This window comes from Thioclava sp. UBA3469, assembly GCF_002378135.1.
In the GTDB taxonomy this organism is placed as follows: Bacteria; Pseudomonadota; Alphaproteobacteria; order Rhodobacterales; family Rhodobacteraceae; genus Thioclava; species Thioclava sediminum.
On record NZ_DFRG01000088.1, the window covers coordinates 851 to 1327 of the forward strand.

General features: G+C 65.8%; 1 pseudogene. It reads left to right on the forward strand.

Annotated features, from left to right (window positions below):
• Nucleotides 1-319, forward strand: a pseudogene (locus B3D39_RS07395) (urea ABC transporter permease subunit UrtC); the annotation flags it as partial.
• Nucleotides 320-477 lie beyond the last annotated feature (158 nt).

Sequence of the window (477 nt, forward strand, 5' to 3'; positions counted from 1 at the left end):
CTACCTCGCGGTCTGGGTCGCGATTGGCGGGCGCGGGCGGCTCTATGGTGCGGTGATGGGGGCGGCCTTCGTTTCCATCGTCTCGAGCTGGTTCACCGGGGGGCGCGTGCCCGATCTGCCGCTGGGTTTCTACACTATCGACTGGGTCGACTGGTGGCAGGTGCTGCTGGGGCTCGCCTTCGTGCTGGTGACCTTGTTCGCCCCGAAAGGGCTGTCGGGGCTGATCGATCTGTTCGAGGGCATCCGCCGCCCGAACCGCCATGGCGCGCCGCTCGGGCCGGATAAGGGCTCCTTCCGGGAAGAGGAGGCGCAGGAATGAATGTTGCGATCAAACCGGGGGCAGGATCGCAGACCCTGTTGGAGGTCTCGGGCATCTCCGTCAGCTTCGACGGGTTCAAGGCGATCAACAATCTCAGCTTCAATATCGGCCCGACCGAGCTGCGCGCGGTGATTGGGCCGAACGGGGCGGGCAAGACG